The organism is Seramator thermalis, assembly GCF_004138125.1.
Lineage (GTDB): Bacteria > Bacteroidota > Bacteroidia > Bacteroidales > Dysgonomonadaceae > Seramator > Seramator thermalis.
Genome location: NZ_RXHS01000014.1, coordinates 15,786 through 41,615 on the forward strand (window position 1 = coordinate 15,786; position 25,830 = coordinate 41,615).

Consider the following 25,830-nt stretch of genomic DNA (forward strand, 5'->3'; position numbering starts at 1 on the left):
AATCAAAAGATGAATATGAAAAAAAATTTAATGCTTGCCTGTTTATTTTTTATTTTTTTATCTCCTATTTTCGCACAGCAAATAACTGACGAAGAGGCCATAAGAAAAATAGCCGAAAACATATTGGCTCAACCCGTTACACAGTTTGTGGGAGTCGATAATGGCGTTATCTACAACAGCACGGAAGAAATTCCCGACGGCGTTGAGGTCAAATTCAGAAGTCCGCTTGCGGAATGGCACTATTCCAACGGTGTATTGGATATGGCCATGATACGGTTAGGCAAATACCTCAATGAGCAAAAATACATCGATTATGCCAAAAACCACGTCGCATTCGGCTTTAAGAATTATGAATATTTCAAAAACACCTTCAAAAACGATCGGAAGCACTGGCACTGGCCTTTCGGACAACTCTGGAACATGAAAGAGCTGGACGATTGCGGTGCGATGGGGGCCGCCGTAATCGAGGTATATCAATTAGAAAAAAAGAAAGAGTACCAAAATTATATCGATAAAGCAGCCGACCATATTATGAACAAACAGGATCGGTTGCCTGATGGCACGCTTTGTCGCACATTTCCACGTAAGATGACCGTTTGGGCCGATGATGCGTATATGGGAACCTCCTTTCTAACACGGATGGGGAAATTGACCGACGATATCAACTATTTCGATGAGTCCGCACGCCAATTGTTCAATATCGACAACTATTTGTGGTGTCCCGAAAAACAACTCTACTATCATTGCTATTATACCGATTTTGAAAGAAACGGCGTTGCATTCTGGGGAAGAGCAAACGGTTGGATTATAGTATCTCTTGCCGATCTGATCGAAGCCATGCCTGAAAACCATCCTAAACGTAAGGGACTCATCCAACTTCTCGAAAAACAAATTGTCGGTACGTCACGATGGCAAAACGCAAATGGCATGTGGAATCAGTTGTTGGATAAAAGTGATTCATACGACGAATCATCCATTACCGCCATGTATGTGTACGGCATCGCCAAAGCCATCAACAACAACTGGATCGATCCATGCTACGCAAGTATTGCCAAAGCGGCATGGAGAACGTTAAAAAATAATGAAATAACTTCTGACGGTCGCTTTACCAACGTTTGTGTGGGCACAGGCATCAGCGATGATTTGCCATTTTATTTTAACCGTCCGGTCGGCGATAACGAAAAGCACGGCCTCGGACTAATCATTAATGCCGGAATTGAAATGATGAAACTCAACCAAAGCAAAAAATAATGAAAATAAGGACTCCTTTGTTTATCGTTTTTTTGGTATTTACCCGTCTTGTTTTCGGCTTCAACATATCCAATCTCGAATGGGCTAAAGATGTGGGAGCACGTACCATACCGCAAGGTGTAGCCGTTTTTAGTACAACGGACTTTGGAGCGGTTCCGGATGGGATCACCTTGAACACCAAAGCCATACAAGCTGCCATAGATGCATGTGAAGAAGCAGGTGGCGGAATAGTTACCTTCTCACCGGGCAACTACCATACAGGAGCCATTTACCTGAAAAATAATGTTCATCTTCATATTCCTCAAGGTGTTACATTACTGGGAAGCCAACAGCTGGAAGACTACCCCGATATTCCGACACGTGTAGCAGGAATAGAAATGGAATGGCCTTCGGCATTGATAAACGTTATCGGTAAAAAAAATGTCATGATTTCGGGTAAGGGAGAAATTGATGGAAGAGGAAAACCGTTTTGGGATTCGTATTGGGAAATGAGAAAAATATATGAAGCAAAAGGATTAAGATGGATTGTAGACTATGACTGTAAACGGCCACGAACAGTTCTCGTATCTGAATCGGAAGATGTGACCATCAAGGATCTGACATTTAAACGAGCCGGTTTCTGGACAATTCATCTTCTTTATTCCCAATACTGTTCAATAGATGGTGCTGTTATCCGTAACAATATTGATGGTCACGGTCCAAGCACAGACGGTATCGACATCGATTCTTCATCGCGTATTTTGGTGGAAAATTGCGATATCGACTGCAACGATGATAATTTTTGTCTCAAAGCCGGCAGAGATGCCGACGGTCTGCGTATAAACCGCCCAACGGAATACGTTGTGATCCGTAACTGCATCTCACGGGCTGGAGGCGGACTCTTAACCTGCGGTAGCGAAACCTCCGGAGGTATCCGATATGTATTGGCCCACAACCTCAAAGCACAAGGGACAACAGTAGGCATTCGATTCAAATCGGCGATGACGCGTGGCGGAACTGTTCACCATATCTATCTTAAAAATATTGTGATGCAAGAGGTGGGCACTGCCATCGAAGCTACATTAAATTGGAATCCTTCCTACAGTTATTCCACATTACCGGAAGAATTCGAAGGGAAAGAACTGCCGATTCACTGGCAAAAAATGCTGCAAAAAGTTGAACCTCCGGAATTAGGCATCCCTCACTTTAATCATATTTACCTTTCCGATATTAAAGCCCACAACGCAAAACGAGCATTTCATGTTGAAGGAAGTGAGGTTTCGTTGATTGAGAATTTTAATGTGGAAAACATCGCGATTCATGCACAAACTGCGGGGAAAATTGAGTATGCCGGAAACTGGAACACAAAGAATGTAGCGATAGTGACTGCCGATCGTCTTCCCATAACCATTTCCAACTGCGAGAACGTCTCCTTTGCCACAAACGGAAAAACCGAATCGGGTTACATTTATCCACTCAAAAAACAGAATCATATTTCCATTCTAGCCGCAGAATTTCCCGATTTTATTTTTCACCTGCCCGAGATGGCCGGAAACCTCAAATTCGGTATCGTAAAAGATGACGAGAGCAAATGGATAAAAGATGCGGAGCAGATAAAAAGCGATTTGAAGGACCTTGTGCTGACGTATCGCATTGCCGATCCTTTTCTGAACAAAGGCGAAATAACATGTAAAGCCATCCCTCTGAAAAACACCAACGGCATTTTGATCGAAGTATCGGCAAATCGCTTACCTGAAAACGTTCACCTTTTTTACACCTTCGGCGGAGCTTACGGTAAAGTGCTCACACAGGATGAGCCTCATGCTCTGTTGCCAAGGTACTGCAAAGACAATGTATTCAATGTGGAACGGACCTCCTTTACGCTTTATTACGGTGAAAGCGGAAATTTGAAAGTTCTTCAAGGGATACTGCCTTTAACAGCCGAAATCCGCATATCCGATGCCAATAGACAAACGTCACCATTGGCATTGCACAATTCGGGGAAAAAAACAGATGCTCCCGTTCTTACAGCAATAATCCCTTTGGAAAACAACAAAAAAGAGTATTTTTGCATTTACCGGCAAAATGCAAAGGCAGATTACAATTATTTTATACTGCCTGAACTTTTTGAAAAAGAATCAAAAGGAACACGATGAAAACAAGATACTTAACTTCAATCATATTATTATTCTTCCTTACTCACGGCTTATCGGCATCGTTTTATAACGTAAAGGATTTTGGAGCCAGGGGCAACGGTAAAACACCGGATTCGCACGCCATAAACGACGCCATCGAAAAAGCCGCATCTGCCGGAGGAGGAACCGTTTACTTCCCGGCAGGAACCTACCTGAGCTATTCCATCCGACTGAAAAGTAACATTACCTTGTTTTTCGACAATGGCGCGGTTCTTTTGGCAGCATACCCCGAAAAAAATAGGGGATATGATGCGCCCGAACCGAATGAATTTTCCGCCTATCAGGACTTTGGACACAGCCACTGGCAAAACAGCCTCATATGGGGAATCGGACTGGAAAACATTACCATAACCGGAACCGGATTAATCAATGGAGAAGGTTTAAGCCGCGAAGAAAGTCGCCTTCCCGGTGTGGGAAATAAGGCCATAAGTCTGAAGTTATGTAAAAACGTAACCATCAGCAATATCTCCCTGTTGCGTTGCGGCCATTTTGCACTGTTGGCTACAGGGGTTGACAATCTGACCATCCACAACGTGAAAGTCGATACCAACCGCGATGGGTTCGATATCGACTGTTGCCGCAATGTCCGCATTTCCGATTGTTCCGTAAATTCTCCATGGGACGATGCTATTGTACTTAAAAGCAGTTATGCCCTGGGTTTTTTCAGGGATACTGAAAATGTAACCATTACCAATTGTTTTGTGAGTGGATACGACAGGGGTACCATGCTCGACGGTACATTTCTCAGGGAAGAACCCCAAGCCCCCGATCACGATTTCGTGACCGGAAGAATTAAATTCGGTACAGAATCGAGCGGAGGATTTAAAAACATCACCATCACCAACTGCATTTTCGAAAGATGCAGAGGTTTGGCGCTGGAAACCGTAGATGGAGGTAGCCTTGAAGATGTCACTATCTCAAACATCACCATGCGCGATATCGTAAATGCTCCCATTTTTTTGCGTCTGGGTGCTCGTCTTAGAAGTCCCGAAGGGACGCCGCCCGGAAAAATGTCCCGAATCACCATCAGCAATCTCAATATTTATAATGCCGATTCGCGTTTTTCCTCTATCATCAGCGGCATTCCCGGCCATTACATCGATGACGTAACGTTGAATAATATCCGCATCGTCTATCAAGGAGGAGGTACAAAAGAGGAGGCAGAAATTATCCCTCCCGAAAACGAAAACCAATACCCCGAACCTTCCATGTTTGGCTCCATTCCGGCATCGGGATTCTTCATTCGCCACACACGTAACATTAAGTTGAACAACGTTGCCGTCAAATTCTTAAATCCGGATTACCGTCCATTGATTTGGGCTTCGGATGTGCAAGGGCTGAAAATTCACGATTTGGATACCGACATGGAAGCAGGTGTAGAAACATTTAAACTGACGAATGTCGATCATTTCGAAATGCACCATTGCGAAAAACTTGTTACAAAATAAAAACGTCTTTTCTCATGCGGAATCTTTTTATTCTATTGACCTCACTATTGTGTTCAATCCATTTATGCGCAAAAGACATCTATATGTTTTCCTACTTTATCGGCAACGGCGAAGATGGACTCCATCTGGCCTACAGTTATGATGGACTGAAATGGGAAGCCTTGAACAACAATCAGTCAGTTTTGAAGCCTACTGTAGGTAAAGACAAATTAATGCGCGATCCGAGCATTGCACAAGGAAAAGACGGAATTTTCCATTTAGTATGGACTACGGGCTGGTGGGATAAACATATCGGATATGCTTCGTCGGAAGATCTGGTCAACTGGTCTGAACAAAAATTAATTCCTGTGATGTATCACGAACCCGAAACCAAAAATTGCTGGGCTCCGGAAGTTTTCTATGACCGAAAAGACGATCTGTTTTATATTATCTGGGCATCGACAGTGCCCGGCAAATTTCCGGAAATTCCCACATCGGAAAGCGAAAAAGGGCTGAACCACCGACTCTATTTCGTCACCACAAAAGATTTTAAGACGTTCAGCGAAACAAAACTCTTCTTTGATCCGGGGTTTAGTGTCATTGACGGGGCAATAGTAAAGAACGGTAAATCGTATTGGCTGATAGTTAAAAATGAAAATTCAGCCCCACCTGAAAAAAATCTCCGAATCACCTTTACAAATGATTTAAAAAAGGGTTTCCCCACACAGGTATCGGAAAACATCTCGGGCAAATCGTGGGCAGAAGGACCATCCCCAATAAAAATCGGAAAATATGTGTACGTCTATTTCGATAAATACAGGGAAGGAAAATATGGTGCTATCCGTTCTATTGACGGAAAGCTTTGGGAAGATGTTTCCGATTTGGTAAGCTTTCCTCAAGGAACCCGCCACGGCACAGCTTTTAAGATAACCACGAAAGAATTTGAAACAATAAAAACCGCTTTGGGAAAATGATACCCTTTAAAAAACTTGTACCGGGTTTTTTAGGATTATCTTCAGTAATCCTCTCTGCCGGTGCACAATCGCAACAAAAAGACAAACGGCCGAACATTATTTTCATCCTTGCCGACGATATGGGCTATGGTGATTTAGGATGTTATGGTAATAAAGTGATAAAAACCCCCAATATCGATAAACTGGCTGACGAAGGTATCCGCTTTACGCAATGCTATGCCGGTTCAGCTCTCAGTTCCCCTTCACGATGTTCGTTGCTTACAGGAAAACATACCGGCCATACCACCATACGGGATAATTTTTGTCAACAAGGCGGTTTACCGGGATTAAAAAACGGAAATCCTATACGACGTATGCATCTCTTGCCGCAAGACAGCACCATTGGAACTATTTTAAGTGCAGCGGGATATAAAACCTGTGTGATCAACAAATGGCATCTCGATGGTTTCAATCCCGGAGCAGGACCGCTCGATCGCGGATTCGACGAGTTTTACGGATGGCTGGTAAGTTACGAAACCTCTAACACACCCTATTATTATCCCGAATTAAGATTCCAAAACCGGGAATTAACGGTGATTCCCGAAAACGAAAACAATGCAAGAGGGATTCACAACAGTGATTTATCAATAAGAGAATCCATCGATTTTATCGAAAGGAATAAGCAACATCCTTTCTTCCTTTATCTGGCCTTCGATGTTCCTCACGAACCTTACATAATCAACAGTACCAAACCCTACGACTCTTTACCGTTGTCGGAAACAGCCAAATTATATGCTGCTCTGATCACCCATACCGATAAAGCCATCGGTCAATTGATCGATTATTTGGAAAAGAACAATTTAAGAGACAATACCCTCATTATTTTTACCTCAGATAATGGTGGAGCAATTCAAGCACCTCTTGAAGAACTCAATTGCAATGCCGGCCTGAAAGGTCATAAAGCCTTATTGTATGAAGGCGGAATAAAAGTACCATTCATCGTGAATTTTCCGAAAGAAATCAAAGGAAACCAAGTAAAAGACAATCTGATCTACTTCCCTGACATCATGCCGACACTGGCAGATTATACCCAAGCCAAACTTCCAAAACATACCGACGGTATCAGTATAAAACCTTTATTGGAAGGAAAAGAGCAAATCACGGATAATCGCATTCTTTACTGGGAATTTCCGGGAAAACAGGTGGCTGTGCGAAAAGGCAAATGGAAAGCGGTATCGGTTAAAAAGAACCACAAATTGGAACTATACGATATAGAAAAAGATCCATACGAAAAAACCAATTTGGCCGAAAAATACCCGGAAATTATAAAAGAGCTCGAAAGAGAAATCAAGAAAGCTCATACTCCTTCTCCTTATTGGCTTATTGAAGGAGAAGAAAATGAGAGTAACTAAAAAACAGTATAAAAATGAAGAAAAAATACATTAATCTACTTTTCCCTATTCTGATAACGATTCTACATTTGGTTAATTGTTCCATTATCGTTGCCCAAAATACGACGTTAGACTTGTCAGGGATCTGGCAATTCCAAATCGACAGAAACGACGTTGGCGTAAAAGAACAATGGTTCTCGAAAAAACTCGTCGACAAAATAACCCTACCCGGATCGATGAACGAAAACCGCAAAGGCGACGATGTAACCTTACATACGCAATGGACAGCAAGCATTTACGATAGCTCCTTTTTTTACAACCCCCGTTTGGAAAAGTATCGCGATCCCGATAACTTAAAACTCCCATTTTGGCTGACACCCGTGAAATATTACGTTGGGGTGGCATGGTATCAAAAAGAGGTGACTATCCCCGCGAATTGGAAAGGGAAACGCATCGTTCTTTTCCTGGAAAGACCGCATATTGAAACCCGCGTCTGGGCAAACAACAAAGAGATAGGGATGCAAAATTCCTTAAGTGTTCCACATGTTTACGATCTCACCTCCTATCTTAAACCCGGGAAGAACACGCTTTCTGTACGTGTCGACAACCGCATAAAAGATATCGACGTGGGAAAAGATTCTCATAGCATTACCGATCAAACCCAAGGCAATTGGAACGGTATTGTGGGTAGAATAGAACTGCAGGCCACACCTAAATCGTACATTGACGATATCCAGGTTTTCCCTGATGTGAAAAACAAGAAAGTCCTGGTCAAACTGCTTTTGCGTGGCAACTCTTCGGGAATTCTCACCCTGGAAGCAAACAGCTTCAATTCAGACACGCCCCACAGTGTTGTACCCGTAACCCGGAATTATAAGATCAATAAAGACAGTTTACGACTGGATGTCGAATTGCCGATGGGAGAAGAAATGCAAACCTGGGATGAATTTCATCCTACACTTTATCAATTGAAAATCACGATGAAATCCGGTAAAAACGAAACAGATGTGAAAGAAACCTATTTCGGTATGCGGGATTTTACCATCAAAGATACCTATTTCTATGTAAACGATAGAAAAATCGTATTGCGCGGCACGGTGGAAAATTGCGTATTCCCCCTTACGGGATACCCTGCAATGGATGTAGAATCCTGGGAAAGGATTTTCCGCATTTGCCGCAATTTCGGACTAAATCATATGCGCTTTCATTCCTATTGTCCGCCAAAGGCAGCTTTTATTGCAGCAGATCTTGTTGGTTTTTATTTACAACCCGAAGGTCCTTCTTGGCCTAATCACGGAACTTCTCTTGGCGACGGAAGGCCTGTGGATAAATATCTCGAAGAAGAAGCCAAAAGAATTGTAAAAGATTATGGGAATCACCCTTCTTTTTGCATGTTTGCCATCGGCAACGAGCCACGCGGGCGCTGGGTGCCGTGGGTAAGTCGATTTGTGGACTACTGGAAAGCCGTAGACCCCCGAAGAGTGTACACCGGCGCATCCGTAGGAAACAGTTGGGCATGGCAACCCAAAAGCCAGTTTCACGTGAAAGCCGGTGCACGAGGTTTGGCTTGGGACCGCCGTCCCGAAACCAACTCCGATTATTTGGCAAACATCGACACCGTAAAACAGCCTTATGTTGCTCACGAAATGGGGCAATGGTGCGTTTTCCCCGATTTTACCGAAATCAGAAAATATACCGGTGTAATGAAGGCGCGCAACTTCGAATTGTTTCAGGAAGATTTGTTTGATCGGGGAATGGGCACGTTGGCACCCGATTTTCTTCGTGCATCGGGAAAACTTCAGGCTTTATGTTATAAACATGAAATAGAAAAAATGCTGCGAACACCCAAATATGCAGGATTCCAACTGTTGAGTTTGAACGATTATCCCGGCCAGGGGACAGCCCTGGTAGGCTTACTCAATGCTTTTTGGGAAGAGAAAGGGTACATCACAGCCGAAGAATTTCGCCATTTCTGTGCGCCAACTGTACTTTTATCGCGTATGGACAAATTCGTTTTCAAAAATAACGAGACTTTCAAAGCCCGTGTGGAAGTCGCCCATTTCGGCGAACATCCCTTAAAAAACATGAAGGCCGTATGGAGAATAAAAGATCCTTACGGAAAAATCATTTCAAAAGGTTCGCTTTCGGAGAAAGATATTACTATCGGCAACTGTCAATCGTTGGGCGAAGTTTCGTACTCTCTACACGGTCTGACAAAAGCTCAGAAATTAAATTTCGAAGTCAAATTTCAAGGAACCGACATCACCAACAACTGGGATTTTTGGGTATATCCCGAAACTCTCCCCGAGGTGGACACTTCATCAATTTACATTTGCACGCAAATCGACAATACCGCACGATCGGTACTCGATAAAGGCGGCTCTGTTCTTTTACAATTAGCAGGGAAAGTAACACAAGGAAGCGATGTGGTACAATACATGACACCTGTTTTCTGGAATACGTCGTGGTTCAAGATGCGTCCACCTCACACTGTGGGTACACTAATCAATGATTTTCATCCTGTCTTTAAAGATTTCCCCACCGATTTCTATACCGGTCTTCAATGGTGGGAACTAATCCATAAAGCGCAAGTGATGGAACTAACCGATTTCCCGAAATCGTTCCAACCCATCGTACAACCCATAGACACTTGGTTTATCAACCGAAAATTGGGAATGCTTTTCGAAGCAAAAGCAGGTAACGGAAAAATTATGGTATGCAGTGCCGATATTGAAAACAATCTCGAAGAAAGACCGGTAGCCCAACAGCTTCGTTATTCCATTTTGAAATACATGAACTCGCACTTGTTTCACCCGGAAAACGATATTGACCTTTCCCTTATTGAAAATTTGTACACAAAACAAGGAGAAAGATTGGAGGTGAAAACTCTGGATGCTCCCGATGAATTAAAAAAGAATGTGAAATAAAAAGATTTTTAAACCATGAACAAAAAAGGAATTGCTTTATTTTTCTTCGTCATGACAACATTGTTGGCTCTCGCGGCTGACGATGATACAAAATGGCCGCAACAGACAATAGAATGCAAGCCATGGACACGGTGGTGGTGGTTTGGAAGCGCAGTTGACGAAAAAAATCTCACGTACAACATCGGGAAGCTGGGAGAAGCCGGCATCGGCGGTGTAGAAATCACGCCGATTTACGGAGTAAAAGGGTATGAAGACAAATACATTCCCTATTTGTCGTCCAAATGGATGAATATGCTTTCATACACCCATAATCAAGCTCAAAAATGGGGAATGCAGGTCGATATGAACAACGGCACGGGATGGCCGTTCGGAGGTCCCGACGTTACGCTCGACAATGCGGCATGCAAAGCAATTTTTCAGGAATACCACGTTTCGGGGAATAAAGAAATAAACCTGAAAATACGTGTAAATGATCAAAAACAGCAAAGCATTGCAAGGCTTTCTCGCCTTATGGCTTATTCCGATAAAGGAGAAAAGCTCGATTTAACTATGTTGGTAGACCAAGACGGTATATTGAAATGGAAGGCTCCGATGGGAGAATGGCGCCTGCTCGCCTTGTTTGAAGGAAGAACGCTTCAACAGGTAAAACGTGCCGCACTCGGTGGCGAAGGATATGTGATGGACCATCTGGATGCCGATGCCGTAAAAAATTATCTCCAAAAATTCGAAAACGCATTTACAGCCAATCAAACTCCTTATCCTCATACGTTTTTTAATGATTCGTACGAAGTTTATGGGGCAAATTGGAGCCCAACATTGTTGAACGAATTTTACAAACGAAGAGGATACAAGTTGGAGGACCATTTCCCTGAATTACTCGATAAAGGAAAAACCGACCATTCGCGACGCGTCATATCTGATTATCGGGAAACATTAGGAGAGATGTTGGAAGAAAATTTCACCCAACAGTGGACAAATTGGGCTCATGCACACGGTGCAATTACACGAAATCAAGCGCATGGTTCGCCGGCAAACCTGATTGATCTGTATGCAACCGTAGATATTCCCGAATGCGAGATTTTCGGTATTTCGGATTTTGATATCCCCGGCTTGCGAAAAGACAGCCTTATTAAAAAAAACGACGGTGATCCGGTAACGCTGAAATTCGCCAGTTCTGCCGCCCATATTGCAGGGAAAAAATTCACTTCTGCCGAAACATTCACCTGGCTGACCGAGCATTTTCGCACATCGTTATCGCAATGCAAACCCGAAATAGACCAAATGTTTACTTCCGGCGTGAATCACACCTTCTTTCACGGAACACCGTATTCTCCACAAGAAGCACCATGGCCTGGATGGCGTTTTTATGCCACCATTAATATGTCGCCCACAAATCCTTTTTGGAACAATGTGCCGGCATTTTTTTCCTATATTACGCGCGTACAGTCTTTTTTGCAGTACGGCAAACCCGATAACGATCTGCTCTTGTATTTTCCAGTTTACGATATCTGGTATGAACAACAAGACGATTATTACCTGGCTTTTTCGATACACGATATGAAAAAGCGCCTTCCAAAGTTTTATGAAACGGTGGAAAAAATAAGAGAAAGCGGCAGGGATGTCGATTATATTTCCGACAAGTTTATTCTGTCTTCAAGGGTAGAAAACGGTCTGATTAAAACTGCGGGCGGTACAACCTACAAGGCACTGGTGATACCGGCAGCAAAGTTTTTACCTTTAGAAACGCTCGAAAAGTTATACCAATTGGCATCCAAAGGTGCAACCATTATATTTATCGACCAATACCCCCATGATGTGCCGGGATTAAAAGATTTGGAGGTACGAAAAAATAGGCTACACAAAGTGATGCAAGAATTTCCTCACGTCGATTTTGACGAAACCCGAATTGACCAACTGGGGAAGGGTAACATCATCACCGGCAAAAATTACAACGAATTATTCGAAGCAGCCGGCATAGCAGGCGAAAATTTCATCACCCAATTCAATGGTCAGTGCATTCGCCGGAAAAACGAAAGCGGTTATCACTATTTTTTTACTATGCTTACCAATAACCCCATTGACGGATGGGTACAACTGGGAGTAAAAGCAACATCGGCCCAATTTTTCGATCCTTTGAACGGCACTTCCGGAAAAGCCCGGATAAGAGACAATAACGGCAAAACCGAAGTTTATATGCAGTTGCAACCCGGACAATCAATGATATTAAAAACGTTTACAGATAAGGATATAACTATTCCATCATGGAATTATTATCAACCTTCGGACGAAAAAATAGAGCTCAAAAACGGATGGAGACTCTCCTTTGTCGAAAGTGAACCTGCCATTGAAGGGTCTTTCGATATTGATACGCTGGGGTCGTGGACAAACCTGATGAACGAGAATGCCCGAAAAAACACGGGAACAGCACGATACAGTATAACATTCCATATTGACAACCTCTCGGCTGACGAATATTGGCTCTGTCTAGGTGATGTAAGAGAAAGCGCTCGTGTGCTTGTAAACAACATGCAAGTGGATACGCTCGTAGCCGTTCCGTTCAAAACTACTGTTGGAAAATACCTGAAAGAAGGAGAAAACACCCTTGAAATAGAAGTTACCAATCTGCCCGCCAACCGTATTGCCGATTACGACAGAAGGGGCATTGTATGGCGTATTTTTCACGACATCAATATTGTGGACGTTAACTACCAAAAAACGCTTTACGATAAATGGGATGTCGTTCCTTCGGGTTTGCTTGGACCTGTGATAATAGAGGGTGTTCGCATAAAAAATAATTTTTAAATACTACCACCCTTCGCCAATTATTACGGCATATTCACATGATTATAAAATACAAAAACACATAAAAAAATGAGAATCAAGGTATTTATTCTATTTATTTCTTATTTGATATGCAATCAAAGCTTATCGTTTTCTCAAACGAAAGCATCGTATCCTCAACGCTTTTTCGATCCGGGAAAATTGACAGAAGTGGGAGTTTATTACTACCCCGAACATTGGGATGAATCGCAATGGGAAAGAGATTTTGCAAACATGAAAGCTCTGGGGTTCGATTTTGTTCACCTGGCCGAATTTGCCTGGGCTCATCTCGAACCTGAGGAAGGTATTTACACGTTCGAATGGCTCGACAAAGCCGTTTCGCTAGCCGATACATATGGAATGAAAGTCATCATGTGCACATCTACTGCAACCCCTCCTGTCTGGCTGTTGCGCAAGCATCCCGATATTGCCATCATGAAAGAAAACGGCATGAGGCTTGATCACGGTGCACGTCAGCATCCTTCTTTTTCAAGCACCTTCTACCGTGAGTATTCTTTAAAAATGATAGAAAAGCTGGCACAACATTACGGACCGGATAAACGCATCATGGGGTGGCAATTGGACAATGAACCTCGTCCTGCCGCAGATTATAGCGAGGTTGCACAACAACGCTTCCGCGATTGGCTGAAAACCCGCTATAAAACAATAGACAAACTAAACAAAGCTTGGGGTACAGCATTCTGGAGCCAGGTATATAACGATTTTTCTCAAATCAATATTCCGCAATTATCCGTCCGATTCATGAATCCTCACCAAATACTCGATTATCAGCGGTTCATCACCGACGAAACGGTAAGTTTTCTCGATGATCAGGCGCGCACAATCCGAAAATACGCCTCACCCGATCAATGGATTACAAGCAATTACATTCCGGAATATGGTGACGGACATTTGCGTGCAAGTAAAGAACAGGATTTCCCGACCTATACCCGTTACCAGGTTTTTGGTGAAAACCTGGGGATCGGACCACGCGGCTACCGCCTCAGTCACGTTGAACGCATCGCCATGGCTAACGACTTCTTCCGACCGGTTCGAAATCTCTACGGTGTGATGGAATTGCAACCCGGTCAGGTAAATTGGGGTCAAATTAATCCTCAGCCACTTCCCGGTGCCGTTCGATTGTGGTTGTGGCATGTATTTGCCGGCGGCAGCAAATTTACCTGCACTTACCGCTTTAGAGCTCCCATTTATGGTATCGAAATGTACCACTATGGTATAGTGGATACCGACGGTATCACACCAACACGAGGAGGATTGGAATTCAAAAAATTCATCGAAGAAATCAAACTGTTACGCAAAGCTTATAATCCAAAAGCCAAAAATAATGCCGCATATGAAGCACGACGCACGGCCATTCTTTACCATCATGAAAATACATGGGACATGCAGCGAAACAAGCAGACAACCCAATGGAACACGATCAACCATGTGTCCAAATACTACGATGCATTGAAAAGTTTCGGTTGCCCTGTCGATTTTATCGAAGAACAAACCGACTTCAACAATTATAAAATAATCATAGCTCCTGCCTATCAACTGATAGATTCTTCTCTCGTAAAAAAATGGACAGCATATGTCGAACAAGGCGGGAACCTGATATTATCGTGCAGAACAGGCCATAAAAACCGGAACGGACAGTTATGGGAAGCACCTTTTGCCGCACCCATCTATGAATTGATCGGCAGTAAAATCGATTTTTATGACCTTCCCTTACCGGAAACTCCCAATCATGTACTTTTCGGCAATATTGCCTATCCGTGGACAAGCTGGGGAGAAATTTTATTGCCGGACAACGGAACAGAAATATGGGGAACATACGAAGATGATTTTTATAAAGGAAGTACGGCTATCACTTTTCGCCGGTTGGGAAAAGGCACGGTGACCTATGTTAGCGTAGATTCACAAGAAGGGAAAATGGAAAAAGAAGTACTGAAAAAACTCTATTCCCGCCTTTCCATTCCGGTATTGGACTTACCCGACGGCTTGCATATCGAGTATAGAGACGGTTTCGGCATAGCTGTCAATTATGCGGATAAAACATATACATTACCTGTTCCCGAGAATGTAAAATACTTGATCGGTGATAAAACAATACCCACCGCAGGCGTATCGGTTTGGGTCGAAAACTAAAAGAGAGGCATCTAAGATGTGCCTCTCTTTTTAGTTGCCTCCCCAATTATCCCCCTTGTTTCACCAGATATTCTGCAATTTGCACGGCGTTGAGAGCCGCACCTTTCCTGATCTGATCGGAAACCGTCCAAAACGTAAGTCCGTTAGGATTGGAAATGTCTTTGCGAATGCGACCTACATATACCGGATCTTTACCGGCAATGTCGAGGGGCATCGGGTATTCTTTCTTTTCGGGATTATCCATCAAAACAACACCATCAGCTTTTGCGAATGCTTCGCGCGCTTCTTCTACCGAAACGGGACGCTCGGTTTCGATCCATGTGGCTTCGGAATGAGCCCGCATAACAGGAACACGTACACAGGTAGCACTTACTTCGACGTCGGAGTGCATAATTTTGCGGGTTTCGTTATACATTTTCAACTCTTCCTTGGTATAGCCGTTTTCGGTGAAAACATCCACTTGCGGAATCAGATTGTAAGCAAGTTGATAAAAGAATTTCGAAACTGTCGGCTTTTCGCCATTCACGATTTGTTTATATTGCGTTTCGAGTTCTTTCATTGCTTGCGCTCCGGCTCCAGAAGCGGCCTGATAAGTTGCTACGTGCACGCGTTTGATATGAGTGATGTCTTCGATGGCTTTGAGCGCTACTACCATTTGAATCGTTGTGCAATTTGGATTGGCAATAATTCCGCGAGGACGATTCAATGCATCTTCCGGATTCACTTCGGGCACAACCAATGGGACATCGTCATACATGCGGAATGCACTCGAATTATCGATCATGATGGTGCCATATTTTGTAATAGTTTCGGCAAATTCGAGCGATGTGCCGCCACCTACAGAAACAAGTGCAATATCGATGCCTTTGAAATCGGCGTTATGTTTCAGTTCTTTTACCGTTATCGATTTTCCGCGAAAGGAATATGTCGTTCCTGCACTACGTGACGAACCGAATAAAACGAGTTCGTCAACCGGGAAATTACGTTCTTCGAGTACTCGGAGCAATTCTTGACCTACGGCTCCACTCGTACCAACAATAGCTACTTTCATTTCTTTGGAATATTATGCTGTTTAAAATTTATATCGTTTATTGTTTGTTGAGAAACTTCCTGAAAGAGTGGATATACGACGCAAAAAGTGGAAATCCTTGCCCGTTCCATCTAAAACAATCAGTTTCGCAAAGATATGTATTTGATTTGAAAGTGAAGGCGGATTTAAATTTATTTTATGGCAATTTTTTTTACCACTTTTTCCACTTTCACAATGTAATATCCTTTGGAGAGTGAGAGGAAATATTCTCCATAACCGGCTTTGGCGCGTATGGTGGACACTTTAGTGCCTACGATACTGTAAATTTCGATGATAGTGTCCTTAGGAAGATTTTCTATAATAAGACGATTTTCGCGTATATAAATCTTGAGGGATTCTTCGTAAGCTTCATACAAAACCATCTGCGAAGTTTTTGCAAAACTTCGTGATCCAATTCCCGACATAAGGGTAATAATCAATATTGAAAGAAGAAATCCCCTCATTTTTCATCTTTACAGCGTAAAGGTATATATTTATCGGAATTTGTTACCGATAATGTGTAAAAAATACTCATTTAATAAAAAAATCACAATACTTGCTACAATTGAATGATCAATCCTTCGTTGGCCAGTTCGGTATTCGTGAAAACGGACATTGCTTCGTTGAGCAAAATGTCGTTTTCCTGATAACGCGACGAAAAATGTCCGACGATTAGTTTTTTTACATGGGCAGCCTTTGCGATTTCTGCCGCTTCACGTGCAGTGGAATGATAAGTTTCATGAGCACGGACAGTTTCGTTTTCGGCAAAGGTGGCTTCGTGATACAAAACGTCCACACCCTCGATGTAAGGAATCATTTCGGGATTGTAAGCCGTGTCGGAGCAATAGGCATATTTTCGTGGCGGAGCTGCAGGAAAAGTGAGTGTGTGATTGGGAATTAATGTCCCGTCGGCGAGGTAAAAATCTTCACCCTCTTTAATGGCTTTGATCTGGGTGATGGGAATATGATAAAAATCAATCATTTCGCGTTTGATATGAAGTGGCCGTTCCTTTTCTTCGAAAAGAAATCCGCATGTTGCAATCCGGTGCTTCAGCGGAAAAGAGGAAATGCGGATGGAATTGTTTTCGAAAATCGTTTCGAATTTATCCGGATGTAGGGCAATGATGTTTATCTTGAACGATAAATGCGGATTAAAATAACTCAGAATGGGTTTAAAAAATGTTTCGATTTCTTTTGGTGCATAAATGTTCAGATCGCCGGTTCGCCCCAGTAAATCGAGTGTCGAAATCAATCCCGGAAGTCCGAAAACATGATCGCCATGCAAATGCGAAATGAAAATGCTGTGCAACTTACCGATATGTGTTTTGAACTTTCGCATTTGCAATTGTGTGCCTTCGCCACAATCAATCATAAAGAGTTTTTGATTTAGTCTCACAAGTTGCGACGAAGGGTTGTGCAACGTTGTCGGCAGAGCCGACCCACATCCAAGTATGGTTATTTCAAACGGATTCATTAGCGGATACCGATAAGTTTGTGAGTCTGGAGGCTTAATGCCCATTGAGGATTATCCAATATTAATCGGATACAGTAATTGACATTTTCCGGTATGATATGATCTCCTTCGAAAATGGGGCTGAGCAAATATTTTTTTGCTTTCGGTAAAATCTGAATATCCGGTAGGACGTCTCCTTTTTTTATCGGAAATCGAAGTTCGTCCACTTCGGGGATCAGTTTTTTTATCTTTTCGAAATTTTTCTTTGGGCTACACGTGATATAATCGATTCCGGTGGGCACGCTGTGTGTTCCGTTGGTTTCAATGGCTTGCATATAACCCTTGCTTTTGAAAAAAGCTGTAATCTCATCTGTCAACTGCAACGTTGGCTCTCCTCCGGTCCATATAATCCACTTGCACGGATGAACCGATATTCGATTAAGTATTTCTTCTACCGAAATGATTTCGCCGAATGCAAAATCTGTGTCGCAAAAATCGCAAGTGAGATTGCATCCGGACAGCCTGACAAAGATGGATGCTTCGCCCGTGCGTCCACCTTCTCCTTGCAGAGAATAGAATATTTCGTTAACTTTAAGGTTCATATATGGCGTTTGTTTTGGGCGTTTCGCTCACCTCTACTGCATAAAGCTCGGGGAATTGCGGTTTAAAAACATCGTAAAGCAGTTTTGCCAGATTTTCGGCTGACGAATTCAGGGGATTTAAAATATCGTTCAGATTTCTATGATCAAGGTTTTCGTCGATGTATTTTTTTACAGATTTCAGGTCATTGTAATCGCGAACGAACCCTGTTTCCGATAATGTTTCGCTTTTCAGGTGGATCGTAACCACATAATTATGTCCGTGCAACCGCGAGCAAGGGTGTGCGTCAGGCAGCCCATGCAACGAATGTGCAGCAGAAAACGAGAATTGTTTGCTTATTTTATACATGATTTTTTGTTTTTAAACAACCCAAATGCAAAGAAATTTTTATCGAGGAATATTCAAATAAGTGTAAACCGGATAATGGTCAGAATATTTGATTTTTCCGACAGTTGTTTGGTACGATTGTATGTTTTGGCTGTGAAAAATATAATCGATTCGAAACAAAAATAAATCTTCGTGATAGGTGATGCCTGGCCCAAAGCCATTGGAGACGTATGCATCTTTTAAATTCCCTTTCATGTGACTGTAGGCGTATGAGATGGGCGTATCGTTGAAGTCGCCGCAAATAATGGTTCCGGCTGCTTTTTGCCGATCGATGTATTTCCGCACCTCTTTTACTTGTTCTGCGCGTTTGCGAAATCCTCTGCCCATCCGTGCTCGAATATTCGTGGCAACGGCATCGAGGTCAGCCGATTCTTTATTTTGCAGAAAATCGCTGTAGAGTTTTTTGTCTTCGGCCATGATTCTGTTGGATTCCAGGTGTACGTTGGCGACCGTATAGATCGAATCACCAATCAGAATCGAATAAATCGCAGCTCCATTGTATGACGAGTCAAATGCAATTTCTTGCGTCTTTTTTATCGGAAATTTCGAGAAGCAGGCAAGTCCATAGATGTGATACATCCCCGAAGATTCCAGTCCCGTTACGGAACGATAGGGATATGCTTTTAAGATGCGATTTACTTCTTTTTGGGAAATAATCGATTGTCCGGTTTTGCTTACCATGTATTCTTGCAGGCACACGATATCGGCATCGGTTTTGGCGATGTATTCGAGCAGTGGGTGCTCGCTTTGCCCCTTTCTGTTTTCGTTTCGAAAACCTTCCACGTTATAGGTGAGTATTTTTACGGCTGTTGCGGGCGCTTTTTTAGGGAATGGATGTAATGGAAAAAAAGTAGTAACAGGCTTGAAACAAATAACTATAGTAATAAGCGATACCAAAGCCAACCGCCATTTCGAAAAAAGGAGCCAAAAGAAAAAGTAGAGTAGGTTGATATAGAATATGAAGCCGAAAGCCAATCCGATATACGAAAAAAAATTTGTTTTCAACGGAGATACATGCCAGGCAAGTGGCGAACAAAACAGAAGAGCAATTGCTATGATGTTCGTCGCAAAGATGATGTATTTTACCACATCGCGAAAAGCTATTCTCTTATTTTTTGCTGGCATCGAACAACTTCTTTTTTTCGTCGGCCGAAAGGCTGCTGTAGCCTGAATGTTTCAGTTTGTCGAGAATACGGTCTATCTCTTCCTGTTCCTGATGTTTTCGATAATTATAATCCATGTCCGATTCCGCTCGTCGATGAGATACTTTCAGTTTGGTCCTCTTGGGTTTCTTTTTAAATAGATTGGCTATGTGATCCATCATTTTTCCGATGCCCTTTGTAATATCTTTTCCTCTCCGATACCTTACAGCAAACAAATAGCCGGCAATGGCTCCGCCGATATGTGCAAGATGTCCACCCGGATTGGATAAATCGTCGAGCGAAATAAAGTCGAGAACAAATACGAAAATGGCGATATATACAATTTTGATTCTTCCCAACAAAAAGAGATGTAGTTGCACGTCGGGTCTGTAAAAAGCAGCGGCCATCACGATTGCCATCACTGCTGCCGAAGCTCCTATCATCCAGCTGTTTCCCAAATCCAAATAATAAGGGATGAGGTTGAAAGCTAAAATGTATAAGAGTGCTCCCGACAAGCCTCCTAATAAATAAACGCTCCCTAAATGCCGGCCGCTGAAGTATTCGAGAAAGATCTTACCAAACCAGTAGAGCCACAGCATGTTGAAAAGAATGTGCCAAAATCCTTCGTGAACAAACATGTAAGTGAACGGCGTCCAAAAACGCCGAAGAAGTATTTCCGGCTGCGACGGCACCGCTATAAACTGCAACAGATTGAAGGTTTCTATTTTGAATAGCGTAAAAAATATTCCTAATATTTTAATTATCAGAAATATTCCTACGTTTATAAATATCAACCTAATCAGGATATCTCCGGTTTTGTATTGGTATTTGATGCGATCAATAATATCTGCCATATCCCCGATCTTTTTTCTTCCAATAGAGTATTGCAAAAATACCAAAAATCATCCCTCCCAAATGCGCAAAGTGGGCTACGTTGTCGCCCGAAAAGTTTGAAATCCCGAAAAAGAGTTCGATAGCGCCATAACCCATTACAAACCATTTTGCCTTGATCGGAAATGGGAAAGGAATGATGAACAACTCTGCGTTGGGGAACAACATGCCGAATGCAAGCAAAATACCGAATACGGCTCCTGATGCGCCAATTGTAACAGTATTCATCAATAAGTTAAGACTGCCCTGAGCCATATTCGTAAAGTTCATGTTCTCGTGTAGCAGTTGATACCCATGAGTATAGACCTGCGAAATAGCTTCGTCCGCCATTCCCTGTTTCACCGCCTGCACTCGAAGATAAACTACCAGCATTTGCGTGATGGCGGCTCCAAGCCCGGTAATGAAGTAAAAACCCAAAAATCGTTTCGAGCCCCATATTTGTTCCAATGTGCGTCCGAACATAAATACGGCGAACATGTTCGAAAAAACATGCATAAACGAATTGGGGTCGTGAAGAAACATGTATGTTATAGGTTGCCAGAATCTGAATCCTTCGGATTCGAAATAATAAAGTCCAAAATAATCTGAGAGGTCTATTCCTCTACGAATAAGGATTACTTGGGCCAGCCATACCAATACATTGATGATGATAATATTTTTCGTAACCATCGGGATCATACCCGCAAAGCTTGATCGTGAATCGTTCATTCTTTTTTCTGTTATTCTACGGGCACAAAAATACGCATATTCCCTCGAATTGTGGTTTTTTTGCCCTTTAAACGACTTTTATTTAAGAAAAATCAATACTTTTTGTAAAATTTCTTGATAGTTATAGATTTATGATATATATTTGGCGAAAAAATAGGCTATGCCTTCGTTTTACTATGTTTAATTTTTTTATTTACGTTTTCTTATGAACAAATCAGAATTAATTGATGCTATCGCCCAACAGTCGGGGCTAAGCAAAGTGGACTCGAAAAAGGCATTGGATGCCACCTTGGATGCCATTTCAAGTGAAGTTAAAAAAGGTGGAAAAGTTGTATTGGTAGGATTCGGAACTTTTTCTGTTTCTGAAAGAAGTGCAAGAAAAGGTATTAACCCTCGCACGAAAAAAGCCATTAATATCCCGGCTAAAAAAACAGCTAAATTCAAACCGGGATCGACCTTGGCCAGTTTGTAATATCCTCTTGCGACGACAACGAAAAAGGGAATGAAATTATCGAATTTCATTCCTTTTTTATGGAATTGTTTTTCGATGTGCAAATTCAGTTAGATTTTTTTCTCCTGCTAAAATAAAATTGTAACTTTGCATCACCAAAAAGACTCCGTAGCTCAGTTGGTAGAGCAATTGACTCTTAATCAATGGGTCGAGGGTTCGAGCCCCTCCGGGGTCACCTGATAAAGCGCTTAAATATAGATATTTAGGCGTTTATTTTTTGTAATAAGATACATAAATTTCAGCCGTTTTTTTCTGTTTTTCAGTTGGTTTTCGATGAAAAGGTAAACCGAGAGTTAAACCAAAAAACAGCATGAATGCAACAGTTAAAGTACTATGTTACAAGTCTAAAACATTAGCCAGCGGAGAAAATCCCTTAATGATTAGAGTATCTAAAAACGGAAAAAAAACTTACAAAAGTCTCGGAATTTCAATAAATCCTATTTACTGGGATTTTAAGGAGAACAAGCCGAAACGCAATTGTCCTGATAGGGAACAGATTGAAAATCTCATCATCGAAAAACTCAAAGTATTCAACCAAACCATTTTAGAATTAAACGCAACGCAAAAAGAGTACACCTCTGATTCGCTGATTAACAAAGTCGAAAAACCATTTGAATTAAAAACAGTTGATACCATTTTTAAAGAGCAGATAAACATTCTGGAAAAAACTCAAAACTTAGGTTCATTGCATCTATACAGATACACTTACAAATCATTGAAGGCATTCAATGGTCATCTCAATTTTTACTTTTCCGATATTGATGTTATTTGGCTAAAAAAGTTTGAGAATAGTTTAAAGAATAAAAATCTATCCGATAATTCAATTGGAATTATTTACCGAACTTTGCGAACTGTTTATAATATAGCCATCGAAGAGAAATGTGTAAATCCGCAATTATATCCTTTCCGCACTTTTAAGGTTTCCAAATTGCATAAGGATACAGCAAAAAGAGCCTTAACAAAATCCGACATCAAACGAATTATCAGCTATCAAGCAAGCACCGAAAGAGAACAATTATCCCTCGACATTTTCATATTTTCCTATCTCACAGGCGGAATAAACTTTGTCGATATTGCTTCACTTACAAAAGACAATATTATTAATAATCAACTTGTTTACACACGTAAAAAGACAGGTAAACTCATAAAACTACCCTTGCATCCTACTGCATATAAATTGATAGAGAAATACCATAATCCCGAAACGCCCTATCTTTTTCCCATATTGTCCCCATTTCATAAAACCGAACAGCAAAAAGCAAACAGAGTACACAAAATAATCGGGAAAACGAATAAGGATTTAAAAAACATAGGAGAATCGTTAAAACTTCCTATTACGCTGACTACCTATGTAGCCCGACACTCCTTTGCTACCGTTTTAAAACGCAGTGGAGTTAAAACATCTGTGATTAGTGAATCTTTAGGTCATAGCTCCGAAAGAGTTACTCAATATTATTTGGATAGTTTTGAGAATGATAAACTAAGTGAAACTATAAATTATTTATTATAAAATTGGTTGTATCTCTCAATAATTTATACTTTTGCAAGAATAGGGAGAATTTTTGAAAATGGGCATATAAAGACTTTTATTTTTGAAAATTTTCCCCTTATTCATACTAAAAGAGAAAATAGAAATATGAGTAACATCTTTAATTTAAGTGAAGCTAAATACATCGCAATCAATGAAAACGAGTATCTGATTGATGTATTTGAAAGAGAGGGTTTTGAATTAGATGCAATACCCGCAAATTGCATTTTTCATAAAACTCTCCCGGGTTTAGGAGCTACTTATAGTGAAATTAAAGCAAAAAGAAACTCTGTAATAATTGAGCCGAATGTACCTGTTATCAAGGGTAAAACAGATAAAAATGATAAATTATTAGGTGTTTATGAGGGTGTTACGGATAATAAAATTAAAAAATATCTGCTCAATAAAGATGTAAAATATAAAAAAGTACTTTGTACACCCGAAAGTTACTCAAAGGTTCGTAAAGTAGCCAATAAGAATAATATCAATTTATTTGAGAACTATTTTTGTTTATTTGATGAATGCGAGAAAGTTATCCAAGACATAGATTATCGGGAACAAATTTCATCGCCGATGGAAGACTTTTTTTTATATAATAGCAAGGCTTTTTTATCAGCAACACCATTACAAGCAAGACATCCAAAATTTGAGGAGCAAAATTTCTATCTGCTTGAAATACAACCATCCTTTGATTACAAAAAAAAGATAACACTTATCACAACTAATGATTTTTATAGTTCGGTTGCAGATTTCTTTGAAAAGTTTAAAGGTAGTCCATGTGTTTGTGTATTCTTTAATTCAACATCGGGAATTCATAAATTAATCAAACAATTAGAAAGTAACGGAATAGAAGATTACAAAGTGTTCTGTTCTCCAAAGAGCGTTTTTAAATCTAAAGGTAAGCAAGACCCGATGAAAAATATCTATCCCGATTTAGATTTACCTTTAGCAAGATACAATTTTTTCACTTCTCGTTTTTTTTCCGCAGTTGATATTTTGTCACCTGCAAAACCCGATATTTTGATATTAACCGATTTGGATGAAGCTGAACATACAAAAATTGATCCTTTTACTAATAGCATTCAAATATACGGACGATTCCGTAATTCTTATGAAGACGGTAAAAAATTCAACTCTCTCACTCACATTTCAACTTATGGAATTAAAGATCCGATTTTAGATGAATCAGAAATACGAGAATATATAGATAAAGCCGAATTAGGATTTGAAGATCAGCAATTAAGATTAATGCATACAGATAGCATTATACAAAGGGAGGGAATTGAACAAAAAAAATCGGGACGATATTTGGCTGAAACCGAAGCACAATCAAAAGCAGTTTATAACAAATTCTTAGATAAAGACGGTAAATTAAACTATTTCAAGATAGATAATTTCTATGATGAAAACCGAGTGAAGGCATACTATGCAGCACCCAATAATTTACATGAAGCCTATCAAAGGACAAGTCATTTTATTATAAATCATGAAAATGCGTTATTTGTTATTAGTAGTCCAAAAATAACGGATTTTTCAAAAATCAAAAATACGGTAGAAAGACGAAAGTTTTTAGTTGAGCAATTAGAGTTAATACATACGAGTGATTTGCCTGATAGTCAAAAAGAGTCCGCAATAGCTTATTTTTACAGAGAAGAAGATCGAAAGAGGTTGGAAGAGGTTGAGTACAATATTAGTGCTTACCATATACTCGGGAAAAAGCCAATGGAAGATTGCGAATATCAAAAAGGTGCGATAGACAAACTACTAAAGGAACACGAAGAAAAGCTAAATGAAGAAAAAATGTTCTCAAAAACTGTTTGTGATGAAATTCTTGCTCGATTTGGTGAAAATCAAGAGCATCATATCGATAAGCTTACGGAAGGGTTCAGAGAAATTTTTACAAAAAATGGCATTACTACCAATATAATGCATGGAGATAAAATAAAAATACCTATAATAGAACGGTACTACAAATTAAAGCAGCATAAATCAGGGGGTAATCATACAGGTTTGATACAATTATTTGATTTCCAACCCGATAAAGAGCACGAGTGATTAAGAGAACTCCACTCCCACACACAGTTTGTATTAACAAACTGAAAAACAAGGTTTTATGCATTATTTATATTTCCTTTTATGATACGAGAAAATAGTAACAGGGAGTATATAATTTCGTCAAATTTATGTACAGCGGTAAAAAAATAAAAACAATTCTGTAAACGCTATTGCATCACCAATGTGTCAATGATTTTCACGGAAAAATAAAAAACAAAAAGTACAGATATATTTGTAAAACAATGACAGCAATATAACTGATTAATTTAATACCTAACTCGGGGGAAATGGAAAATTTGACACTATTCAAAAGATTGTGTAAATGAAAAAGGAAAATGATTCTTATAGTTTTTTCTTTTTCGTCCACGATTAAAACAAAATCTTAGAATAAC

Annotated in this window: 18 protein-coding genes, 1 tRNA gene and 1 pseudogene; 12 read left to right on the forward strand and 8 right to left on the reverse strand. The window is 40.8% G+C overall.

Annotation, left to right across the window (positions count from 1 at the left end; translation table 11 throughout):
• Window positions 1–15 precede the first annotated feature (15 nt).
• From EJN84_RS10025 to EJN84_RS10060, 8 genes and pseudogenes are all read left to right on the forward strand, one after another.
• Window positions 16–1,251: a glycoside hydrolase family 88/105 protein gene (locus EJN84_RS10025; RefSeq protein WP_129595298.1), complete on the forward strand. Its 1,236-nt coding sequence runs from the start codon at window positions 16–18 to the stop codon at window positions 1,249–1,251.
• The gene (locus tag EJN84_RS10030) at window positions 1,251–3,386 is read left to right on the forward strand and encodes a DUF4450 domain-containing protein (protein WP_129595299.1); all 2,136 of its coding nucleotides are present in this window, start codon (window positions 1,251–1,253) and stop codon (window positions 3,384–3,386) included. Before EJN84_RS10025 ends, EJN84_RS10030 begins: the two co-directional genes overlap by 1 nt.
• Window positions 3,383–4,873 carry a rhamnogalacturonidase gene (locus tag EJN84_RS10035; RefSeq protein WP_129595300.1) on the forward strand — a complete coding sequence of 497 codons (1,491 nt, stop codon included), beginning with the start codon at window positions 3,383–3,385 and terminating at the stop codon, window positions 4,871–4,873. The genes EJN84_RS10030 and EJN84_RS10035 overlap by 4 nt, the downstream gene beginning before the upstream one ends.
• A 14-nt stretch (window positions 4,874–4,887) precedes the next feature.
• Window positions 4,888–5,805: pseudogene (locus tag EJN84_RS10040) on the forward strand (glycoside hydrolase family 43 protein); the annotation flags it as partial.
• Window positions 5,806–5,822: 17 nt separating this feature from the next.
• Window positions 5,823–7,217: a sulfatase-like hydrolase/transferase gene (locus tag EJN84_RS10045; RefSeq protein ID WP_129595302.1), complete on the forward strand. Its 1,395-nt coding sequence runs from the start codon at window positions 5,823–5,825 to the stop codon at window positions 7,215–7,217.
• A 14-nt stretch (window positions 7,218–7,231) separates the two neighbouring features.
• Window positions 7,232–10,123 (forward strand): exo-beta-1,4-galactosidase, encoded by a 2,892-nt coding sequence (locus EJN84_RS10050; RefSeq protein ID WP_129595303.1) that lies wholly within the window; start codon window positions 7,232–7,234, stop codon window positions 10,121–10,123.
• Between the two features lie 15 nt (window positions 10,124–10,138).
• Window positions 10,139–12,925: an alpha-L-rhamnosidase gene (locus EJN84_RS10055; RefSeq protein ID WP_129595304.1), complete on the forward strand. Its 2,787-nt coding sequence runs from the start codon at window positions 10,139–10,141 to the stop codon at window positions 12,923–12,925.
• Window positions 12,926–12,994: 69 nt separating this feature from the next.
• On the forward strand, window positions 12,995–15,094 hold the full coding sequence (locus EJN84_RS10060; RefSeq protein WP_129595305.1) for a beta-galactosidase: 2,100 nt from the start codon (window positions 12,995–12,997) through the stop codon (window positions 15,092–15,094).
• A 46-nt stretch (window positions 15,095–15,140) separates the two neighbouring features.
• On the opposite strand, the gene EJN84_RS10065 is transcribed toward EJN84_RS10060, so the two are convergent.
• From EJN84_RS10065 to EJN84_RS10100, 8 genes are all read right to left on the reverse strand, one after another.
• The gene (locus tag EJN84_RS10065; protein WP_129595306.1) at window positions 15,141–16,145 is read right to left on the reverse strand and encodes an aspartate-semialdehyde dehydrogenase; all 1,005 of its coding nucleotides are present in this window, start codon (window positions 16,143–16,145) and stop codon (window positions 15,141–15,143) included.
• Window positions 16,146–16,315: 170 nt separating this feature from the next.
• Entirely contained in the window at window positions 16,316–16,627 is a 312-nt protein-coding gene (locus tag EJN84_RS10070) for a T9SS type A sorting domain-containing protein (protein WP_129595307.1), read from the reverse strand.
• 95 nt (window positions 16,628–16,722) lie between these two features.
• Entirely contained in the window at window positions 16,723–17,637 is a 915-nt protein-coding gene (locus EJN84_RS10075; protein WP_129595308.1) for a ribonuclease Z, read from the reverse strand.
• Window positions 17,637–18,218 (reverse strand): 7-carboxy-7-deazaguanine synthase QueE, encoded by a 582-nt coding sequence (locus tag EJN84_RS10080; RefSeq protein WP_129595309.1) that lies wholly within the window; start codon window positions 18,216–18,218, stop codon window positions 17,637–17,639. The genes EJN84_RS10075 and EJN84_RS10080 overlap by 1 nt, the downstream gene beginning before the upstream one ends.
• A complete protein-coding gene (gene queD, locus EJN84_RS10085; protein ID WP_129595310.1) occupies window positions 18,208–18,564 on the reverse strand; it encodes a 6-carboxytetrahydropterin synthase QueD in 357 nt (118 codons plus the stop codon). Before queD ends, EJN84_RS10080 begins: the two co-directional genes overlap by 11 nt.
• A gap of 39 nt (window positions 18,565–18,603) precedes the next feature.
• On the reverse strand, window positions 18,604–19,728 hold the full coding sequence (locus EJN84_RS10090) for an endonuclease/exonuclease/phosphatase family protein (RefSeq protein WP_129595311.1): 1,125 nt from the start codon (window positions 19,726–19,728) through the stop codon (window positions 18,604–18,606).
• Window positions 19,712–20,599, reverse strand: coding sequence for a rhomboid family intramembrane serine protease (locus tag EJN84_RS10095; RefSeq protein ID WP_129595312.1), 888 nt, complete (start codon window positions 20,597–20,599; stop codon window positions 19,712–19,714). Before EJN84_RS10095 ends, EJN84_RS10090 begins: the two co-directional genes overlap by 17 nt.
• Window positions 20,583–21,344, reverse strand: a complete 762-nt coding sequence (locus tag EJN84_RS10100; RefSeq protein WP_101486759.1) for a rhomboid family intramembrane serine protease — start codon at window positions 21,342–21,344, stop codon at window positions 20,583–20,585. Before EJN84_RS10100 ends, EJN84_RS10095 begins: the two co-directional genes overlap by 17 nt.
• Before the next feature lie 205 nt (window positions 21,345–21,549).
• Here EJN84_RS10100 and EJN84_RS10105 point away from each other — a divergent pair, with 205 nt between their 5' ends.
• From EJN84_RS10105 to EJN84_RS10120, 4 genes are all read left to right on the forward strand, one after another.
• On the forward strand, window positions 21,550–21,816 hold the full coding sequence (locus EJN84_RS10105) for an HU family DNA-binding protein (RefSeq protein WP_101486758.1): 267 nt from the start codon (window positions 21,550–21,552) through the stop codon (window positions 21,814–21,816).
• A 141-nt stretch (window positions 21,817–21,957) separates the two neighbouring features.
• A tRNA-Lys gene (locus EJN84_RS10110) sits at window positions 21,958–22,030 on the forward strand.
• Between the two features lie 135 nt (window positions 22,031–22,165).
• Window positions 22,166–23,365 carry a site-specific integrase gene (locus EJN84_RS10115; protein WP_129595313.1) on the forward strand — a complete coding sequence of 400 codons (1,200 nt, stop codon included), beginning with the start codon at window positions 22,166–22,168 and terminating at the stop codon, window positions 23,363–23,365.
• 126 nt (window positions 23,366–23,491) lie between these two features.
• Window positions 23,492–25,438, forward strand: a complete 1,947-nt coding sequence (locus tag EJN84_RS10120) for a hypothetical protein (RefSeq protein ID WP_129595314.1) — start codon at window positions 23,492–23,494, stop codon at window positions 25,436–25,438.
• Window positions 25,439–25,830: the final 392 nt, after the last annotated feature.

Bases quoted from the DNA above. Each gene is read 5' to 3' on its own strand.
- EJN84_RS10025 (WP_129595298.1), top strand. From the start codon at position 16: ATGAAAAAAAATTTAATGCTTGCCTGTTTATTTTTTATTTTTTTATCT.
- EJN84_RS10030 (WP_129595299.1), top strand. From the start codon at position 1,251: ATGAAAATAAGGACTCCTTTGTTTATCGTTTTTTTGGTATTTACCCGT.
- EJN84_RS10035 (WP_129595300.1), top strand. From the start codon at position 3,383: ATGAAAACAAGATACTTAACTTCAATCATATTATTATTCTTCCTTACT.
- EJN84_RS10045 (WP_129595302.1), top strand. From the start codon at position 5,823: ATGATACCCTTTAAAAAACTTGTACCGGGTTTTTTAGGATTATCTTCA.
- EJN84_RS10050 (WP_129595303.1), top strand. From the start codon at position 7,232: ATGAAGAAAAAATACATTAATCTACTTTTCCCTATTCTGATAACGATT.
- EJN84_RS10055 (WP_129595304.1), top strand. From the start codon at position 10,139: ATGAACAAAAAAGGAATTGCTTTATTTTTCTTCGTCATGACAACATTG.
- EJN84_RS10060 (WP_129595305.1), top strand. From the start codon at position 12,995: ATGAGAATCAAGGTATTTATTCTATTTATTTCTTATTTGATATGCAAT.
- EJN84_RS10065 (WP_129595306.1), bottom strand. From the start codon at position 16,145: ATGAAAGTAGCTATTGTTGGTACGAGTGGAGCCGTAGGTCAAGAATTG.
- EJN84_RS10070 (WP_129595307.1), bottom strand. From the start codon at position 16,627: ATGAGGGGATTTCTTCTTTCAATATTGATTATTACCCTTATGTCGGGA.
- EJN84_RS10075 (WP_129595308.1), bottom strand. From the start codon at position 17,637: ATGAATCCGTTTGAAATAACCATACTTGGATGTGGGTCGGCTCTGCCG.
- EJN84_RS10080 (WP_129595309.1), bottom strand. From the start codon at position 18,218: ATGAACCTTAAAGTTAACGAAATATTCTATTCTCTGCAAGGAGAAGGT.
- queD (WP_129595310.1), bottom strand. From the start codon at position 18,564: ATGTATAAAATAAGCAAACAATTCTCGTTTTCTGCTGCACATTCGTTG.
- EJN84_RS10090 (WP_129595311.1), bottom strand. From the start codon at position 19,728: ATGCCAGCAAAAAATAAGAGAATAGCTTTTCGCGATGTGGTAAAATAC.
- EJN84_RS10095 (WP_129595312.1), bottom strand. From the start codon at position 20,599: ATGGCAGATATTATTGATCGCATCAAATACCAATACAAAACCGGAGAT.
- EJN84_RS10100 (WP_101486759.1), bottom strand. From the start codon at position 21,344: ATGAACGATTCACGATCAAGCTTTGCGGGTATGATCCCGATGGTTACG.
- EJN84_RS10105 (WP_101486758.1), top strand. From the start codon at position 21,550: ATGAACAAATCAGAATTAATTGATGCTATCGCCCAACAGTCGGGGCTA.
- EJN84_RS10115 (WP_129595313.1), top strand. From the start codon at position 22,166: ATGAATGCAACAGTTAAAGTACTATGTTACAAGTCTAAAACATTAGCC.
- EJN84_RS10120 (WP_129595314.1), top strand. From the start codon at position 23,492: ATGAGTAACATCTTTAATTTAAGTGAAGCTAAATACATCGCAATCAAT.